The organism is Isoptericola sp. NPDC056605 (assembly GCF_042792795.1).
GTDB lineage: Bacteria > Actinomycetota > Actinomycetes > Actinomycetales > Cellulomonadaceae > Isoptericola.
The window spans coordinates 276,240-282,618 of sequence record NZ_JBHTVT010000003.1 but is presented as its reverse complement, the minus strand read 5'-3'; the positions used below and the strand labels follow the sequence as shown (position 1 = coordinate 282,618).

The window sequence follows — 6,379 nt, the reverse complement described above, 5'->3', positions numbered from 1 at the left end:
GCCGGGCCCCATCGGGCCCGGCCGGCGCTCCGTCGTGTCGGCGTCTCTGGTCGGGTCGCGCGTCAGGCGACCGGGACGACGTCGTGCGGCGCGGTCTCGCGCCGCGCGCGCAGCACCTCCTGCCGGCGCGGGTCGCCGATGAACGCCGGGTACCGGACGCTGCCGGGCCGGCGCGCCTCCCAGACGAGGCCCTGGACCGTGCTCCTGCACACGAGCTCCTTGAGCCAGGCCCCGGCGCGCGCGCCCAGCCGCCCGCCGAGGAACGCCCGCACGGGAACGTCGCCGCGCCGGGCGAACTGGAACAGCCCGGCGCCCCGGCCGAGGCTGAGGCACTGCCCGACGAAGCCGACCACGGCCGGCGCGGGCTCCGTCCCCGCGAGCCGCGCGAGCACGGTGTCCGCCGCGGCGCCGCCCAGCTGCCCGGCGGCCTGGCAGCTCATCCGGAACGGCAGGTCCGACGGCGCGGCCGCGTCGCCGGCGGCGACGATCCGCTCGTCGTCGACGCTGGTCAGGGTCTCGTCGGTGCGCAGGCGGCCCTCGGCGTCCGTGCTCAGGCCGCTGCGGGCGGCGAGGTCGGGGACGCCGAAGCCGGCCGTCCAGATCGTCACGTCGCTGGGGAGGTCGCGGCCGTCGGCGAGCTGCACGGCGTCGGCCGTCACGGCCGTCACCACGGCGGCGGGGCCGTCCACGACCGTCACGCCGAGGCGCACCAGCTGCGCGAGCACCGCCTGCCGGCCCTTCGGGTGCAGGTACGGGCCGGCCAGCTCGCCCGCGACGAGCGTCACGGTGCGCCCCTGCTCCGCCAGCTCCGACGCCGTCTCGATGCCGGACGGTCCCGCGCCCACCACCGTCACGTGCGCGTCCCGGCCCGCGGCGGCCAGCTCGGGAGCCAGCCGGTCGGCCTCTTCCAGGCTCGCCAGCGGGTACGCGTGCTCTGCCGCGCCCGGGACCGCCGGGGCGGCGCTGGTGCTGCCCACGGCGTACACCAGGTAGTCGTAGCCGAGCGTGCCGCCGTCCGCGAGCACCAGCCGCCGCCCCGCCGCGTCGATCCGCTCCACGGTCGCGACCTCGAGCCGTACCGCGTCCGCCAGCACCCGCCGGTAGTCCACCACCGCGTCGTGCGACCCGGCGATCCGCTGGTGCAGCCGGATCCGCTCCACGAACGTGGGGCGCGCGTTCACCAGCGTCACGGCCACGTCGTCCCGCTTCGTCAGACGGTTCGCCGCCGTCACCCCGGCGTACCCGCCGCCCACCACCACGACCTGCGTCCTGTGCGACATCTCGTCTCCTCGGTCCGTCTTCGTCCGTCTTCTCATCGGGTGCTCACGGTGACGACGAGACGCGGGGCGCGGGCGTGACGGCGTCCTGTCCGGGGACGACGACGGCGCCCGGTCGCGGGTGCGACCGGGCGCCGTCGGGCGGTGCCTGAGATCAGCCTGGGATCAGGCGCTGGTGACCTCGATGCGCTGCGGCGTCGTGCCGGCGAAGACGCCGGCGACGGTGACCGTCAGGACGCCCGCGTCGTAGGACGCGGTCACGGCGTCGCCGTCCACGGCCTTCGGCAGGGTGACGACGCGGCGGAAGGCGCCGAAGCGGACCTCCGAGATGCGTCGGCCCTCGGACTCCTCCGAGCGCTGGTCCTTGCGCTCGCCGCGCACGACGAGCTTGCGTCCCTCGACCTCGACGGTGACGTCGTCGGCCGGGTTCACGCCCGGCAGGTCGAGGCGGGCGACGAGGTCCTCGCCGTCGCGGTACACGTCGGCGGCGGGCACGGGGCCTTCCGTCCGGGACAGGTCCGTGAGGCGCGGGGTCCACAGGTCGCGGAGCCAGGCGTCGGCGAACGGGGTGCGGGTCAGGGTGGTGGTCATGCTGTCCTCCTCCAGGTGAGTTGCTGCTGACCGGTTCAACTTGAGCCACCCCGACTCAATTTCCGGGTTCGCCGACGGCGGACGCGTCACGCCGCCTGCCCCGCACGAGCATGACGACCAGGCCCAGGACGAGCCATCCGGCCGCGACCTCCAGGGCGAGGTGGCTCGCCAGGACGAGCACGGTGACGACGATCGCCAGGCCGACGGCGGGGACGACCGTGTGCAGGACGCGACGGTCGGTGCGCCCGCCGACGACGTAGTAGCCGACCACGGCGACGTGCAGGAAGACGAACGCGGTCAGGGCGCCGACCGTGACCATCGAGGACAGCAGGTCGAGGCCGTCGGGCCGGACCGCCGCCGCCACGGCGATGAGGAGCGTCGCGACCGCCGAGACGAGGGTCGCCAGGCGGGGCACGCCGGTCCGGCGGCTCACGGACCCGAGCGGTGCCGGCAGCTGTCCGTCGCGCGCCATCCCGTACATGAGGCGGCTCACCGCGGCCTGTGCGACGAGCGCGGAGAGCACGGGGCCGATGGCGCGCGCCGTCGTGACGGTGGTGCCGAGCCACGCCCCCATCTCCTCGCTGATCGTCGTGTAGAAGATCGTGCCCTGCTGCTCGGGGTTCGCGGCCAGCTCCTGAGGAGTCGCCGTCGTCAGGAGCGCGCCCAGGTAGGTCTGGAGCACGAAGAGGGCCCCGGCGAGGACGAGGCAGAAGATCAGGGCCCGCCCGATCTGCCGCGGGGAGCCGGTGCTCTCCTCGGCGAACGTGGCGATCGCGTCGAAACCCAGGAAGGCGAGCGCCGCCACCGAGACCGCCCCGAGCGTGCCGGCGAGCGTGAACCCGTCCAGCCCGGTCAGGGGAGACAGCCACGGCCTGGCCGGGCCCTCGTGCACCAGCACGACGACCGCGCCGACGCAGAAGGCGGCGAGCACCACGATCTCCACGACCAGGGCGACGAACCCCACCGTGGCGGCGAGCCGGACCCCGCCGAGGTTCAGGCCCGTGATGAGGAGCACGGCGACGCCGGTGAAGGCCCAGACGGGCACCGCGGGGAACAGGGCGTGGCTGGCGATCCCGCAGAAGAGCGCGGCCAGGCTCGGGATGAACAGGTAGTCCAGGCCGATCATCCACCCGGCCATGAAGCCCGGTCGCCGCCCCAGCCCCGCGGTCGCGTAGGCCGAGACCGACCCCGCCTTCGGGACCGCGACGGACATGCGGGCGTACGACCAGGCGGTGAACGCCATCGCCACGGTCGCGACCACGAACACGAGGGCGACCGCGCCGTTGCTGCGCGCGTCCAGCACGCCGAACGTGCCCATGGGCGCGGTCGGCCCGATGAACAGCAGGCCGTAGACGACGAGGTGCCGCAGGGACAGGCTCCGGTGGAGCTGTCCCTCGGGCGCGGCAGCGCTGGGAACGTCCTTCGTGGGGCGGGGGTCGGACGACGCGGGACTCAGCTCCTCGGCAGCTCGTGGGCGGGCTGCCAGCGTAGGACGACGGCCCTGGCGCCGTCGTCCCGCACCGCGGTCGCGCCCGGTCAGCCGACGGGCGGTTCCCAGGCCATGACCGGGCGCAGGGCCCGCGGGCCCAGCGCCGCCGTCCACCGGCCGACGGCGCGCATCCCGGCGTCGCGGGCGACGGTGGCGGCGGGTGAGGTCCACAGGGTCGGGCCGGCGACCCGGGCGGACATCCGCATGACCTGCGCGACGCGCGGCCGTCGCTCGGCCGACCAGCGCAGCAGCGCGCCCGCGACGTCGTCGTCCGGGCGGACGCGCGCGCCGAGCACCACGCCGTCCTCGAGCGCCTGGCACCCGCCCTGCCCGAGGTTCGGCAGCATCGCGTGCGCGGCGTCGCCCACGAGCGCGACCCGGCCGGTCACGAGCGACGCCGGCGGAGCGGGCAGGTGCCGCAGCTCGTGCCGCAGCGCGGTGGCGTCGTCGACGGAGGCGAGCAGCGCGGGGACCGGGTCGTGCCAGTCGGCGAGGCGGGCGCGCAGCTCGCCGAGGTCGCGCGGGACGCCGGCGGCGTCGGCCACCGAGACGTACACGTAGACCCGTCCGTCGGCCAGCGGCATGACCCCGGCGACGATCCCGCGGCCCCAGATCTCGGAGCCGACGACGCCCGGGACGCGCGGGGTCACGAACCGCCACGCCGTCGACCCGCCGGACACCGGGACGGGAGCGCTCGGCCACCAGCGGGTGCGCGTGGCGGACGCGATGCCGTCGGCCGCGACGACGAGGTCCGCGTCGGCCTCCGTCGTCGTGCCCGCGTCGTCGGTCGTCGTCACGCGTGCCGGGCGGGACGTCGTGCCCGGATCCGTGACGGTCGCCGCCGTACGGAGCCGCAGCGCCCCGGCCGGAAGAGCGCCCGCGAGCAGCGCCACCAGCTGCGCGCGGTGGAGCATGAGCGTGCGGTCGCCGAACAGCGACGTCGCGCCCTCCGCGCGGCCGCGCACCAGCCACCGCCCGTCGGGACGACGCAGCCCGAGCTCGCCCTGCAGCGCGGCCAGGCCGCGCGTCGCGTCGCCGACGCCCAGCGCGTCCAGCGACCGCACCGCGTTCGGGGCGACGACGATCCCCGCGCCCACCGGGTCCAGCGACGTCGCGCGCTCGACGACGGTGACGTCCCAGCCGTGCCGCGCCAGCGCGAGGCCCGAGGCCAGACCGCCGACGCCGCCCCCGATCACCGTCGCCGTGCGACCACCGTCCGTCGTGGGAGCCATGGACACCGACGGTAGCCGGGTCCGCCCCGGCGCGGAGCGTGGGACGCGCGTCTCAGATCGTGAGCAATCGCGGCCGACGATTGACTCCTCCGCCCCGCGGGCCCAGCCTCCTGCTCCGTCGCGCCAGGTGCTGGCGTGCGCACGCCCGAACCGCAGGAGGACGACCGTGTCGACGACCCACGGACCCCGACGGTGGCGCCTCGCCGCCGTCGCCGCACTGGTGACCCTGCTGGCCGCGGCCTGCGCCGGCGGCGGTGACGCCGCCGAGGAGACGGTGCCCGAGAGCGAACGGCCGGGCGGCACGCTGAGCATCGGGCTCAGCGCCGACCCCAACGGCGTCGACGCCGCCGTCGTCAACCAGGTGTGGCGCACGGTCGCGCGCGCCCTCACCGACTCGCTGGTGTTCTTCAACCCGGAGACCCAGGAGATCGAGCCGTGGCTGGCCACGGACTGGACGGTCGAGGACGCGCGGGTCTACACGTTCACCCTGCGCGACGACGTCACGTTCCACGACGGCACGAAGCTCACGTCCGAGGTGGTGAAGAAGAACTTCGAGAGCCTCGCCCGCCCCGGCATCCACTCCAGCGCGAAGACGATCGTCGAGGGCATCAAGGAGATCCGCACGCCGGCGGAGAACGTCGTGGAGGTGGAGTTCGAGAAGCCCAACGCGGCGTTCCTCGTGAGCCTGTCGCGGGCGCACGCCGGGATCGTGTCGGCCAAGACGGCGGAGCTGCCCGTCGAGGAGCGGCAGAAGTCGATCGACGGCAGCGGCCCGTTCTCCCTCGAGGAGTACACGCCCAACCAGCGGATCGTGCTCAAGAAGCGCGCCGACTACGACTGGGCCCCCGAGTACTTCGGCCGCAGCGGGCCGGCCTATCTCGACGAGGTGGTCTACAAGATCATCCCCGAGGACTCGGTGCGCAACGGCGCCGTCATCGCCGGGGACGAGCTGCAGTTCATCTACTGGGTCAACGCGAAGTACGTGTCCCAGCTCGAGGGCGCCGGCCTGACGATCACCGAGACGGTGAACCCGGCGACCGGCACGGAGTGGCCCGTCAACACGTCGTCGCCGTTCCTCCAGGACGTCCGGGTGCGCCAGGCGCTCCAGCACGGGATCGACCGCGAGGAGTTCACCAAGCTGGTCTCCGGCGGCTACGACAAGGTCGCGAAGGGGCCGCTCAGCGAGGCGAACCCGTACTTCTCCGACCAGTCGGAGTACCTCACCTACGACCCGGAGCTGTCGAAGAAGCTGCTCGACGAGGCCGGGTGGAGCGAGGTCGGCGCCGACGGCATCCGGGTGAACGCCGACGGGGAGCGGCTGTCGCTGCGCTTCCCGCGCGACGGCGCCGCGGAGCAGGTCGTGCAGGCGCAGTGGAAGGAGCTCGGCATCGAGCTCGTGCTCGACCCGCCGCTCGACGCGGAGGCCAACGAGAAGCTGCTGTCCGGCGAGTACGACATCGCGTACTGGTACCACTCGACCCCCGACCCCGACGTCCTGCGGGCCAACTACGGCGTCGCGACCGGCTCGGACCGCTCGTTCATCGCGGAGGACGACAAGGCCGGCCAGCAGCTCGACGCGCTGCTGCAGGAGCAGAACACGCTCACCGACAAGGCGGAGCGCCAGGCCGTGGTCGACGAGGCGAGCCAGCTCCTCGTCGAGGACGCCTACGTGCTGCCGATCGTCAACGACACGGACATCTGGGCGTTCCAGCCCACGGTGCACGACATCCAGCCGGTCGGCCTCGACCAGTACCTGTACAACGCCTGGCTCTCCGAGAAGTAGGACCCGA

Annotated in this window: 5 protein-coding genes; 1 reads left to right on the top strand and 4 read right to left on the bottom strand. The window is 74.4% G+C overall.

Going from position 1 to position 6,379, the window contains the following annotated elements; all coding sequences use genetic code 11:
* Positions 1-62: 62 nt before the first annotated feature.
* The 4 genes from ACFQ8Y_RS05500 to ACFQ8Y_RS05485 form a co-directional block, all read right to left on the bottom strand.
* The gene (locus tag ACFQ8Y_RS05500; RefSeq protein ID WP_430564402.1) at positions 63-1,280 is read right to left on the bottom strand and encodes an NAD(P)/FAD-dependent oxidoreductase; all 1,218 of its coding nucleotides are present in this window, start codon (positions 1,278-1,280) and stop codon (positions 63-65) included.
* Positions 1,281-1,442: 162 nt separating this feature from the next.
* Complete coding sequence (locus tag ACFQ8Y_RS05495) at positions 1,443-1,868, bottom strand: Hsp20/alpha crystallin family protein (protein ID WP_430550951.1); 426 nt, start codon at positions 1,866-1,868, stop codon at positions 1,443-1,445.
* A 55-nt stretch (positions 1,869-1,923) separates the two neighbouring features.
* The gene (locus ACFQ8Y_RS05490) at positions 1,924-3,237 is read right to left on the bottom strand and encodes an APC family permease (RefSeq protein ID WP_430584850.1); all 1,314 of its coding nucleotides are present in this window, start codon (positions 3,235-3,237) and stop codon (positions 1,924-1,926) included.
* Positions 3,238-3,404: 167 nt separating this feature from the next.
* Positions 3,405-4,589 (bottom strand): FAD-dependent oxidoreductase, encoded by a 1,185-nt coding sequence (locus ACFQ8Y_RS05485; RefSeq protein ID WP_430584848.1) that lies wholly within the window; start codon positions 4,587-4,589, stop codon positions 3,405-3,407.
* A gap of 166 nt (positions 4,590-4,755) precedes the next feature.
* On the opposite strand from ACFQ8Y_RS05485, the gene ACFQ8Y_RS05480 reads away from it, so the two are divergent.
* Positions 4,756-6,372 (top strand): ABC transporter substrate-binding protein, encoded by a 1,617-nt coding sequence (locus ACFQ8Y_RS05480; protein WP_430584847.1) that lies wholly within the window; start codon positions 4,756-4,758, stop codon positions 6,370-6,372.
* The last annotated feature ends 7 nt before the right edge of the window (positions 6,373-6,379 follow it).

Coding starts and splice junctions, on each gene's coding strand:
- ACFQ8Y_RS05500 (WP_430564402.1), bottom strand. CDS start 1,280: ATGTCGCACAGGACGCAGGTCGTGGTGGTGGGCGGCGGGTACGCCGGG.
- ACFQ8Y_RS05495 (WP_430550951.1), bottom strand. CDS start 1,868: ATGACCACCACCCTGACCCGCACCCCGTTCGCCGACGCCTGGCTCCGC.
- ACFQ8Y_RS05485 (WP_430584848.1), bottom strand. CDS start 4,589: ATGGCTCCCACGACGGACGGTGGTCGCACGGCGACGGTGATCGGGGGC.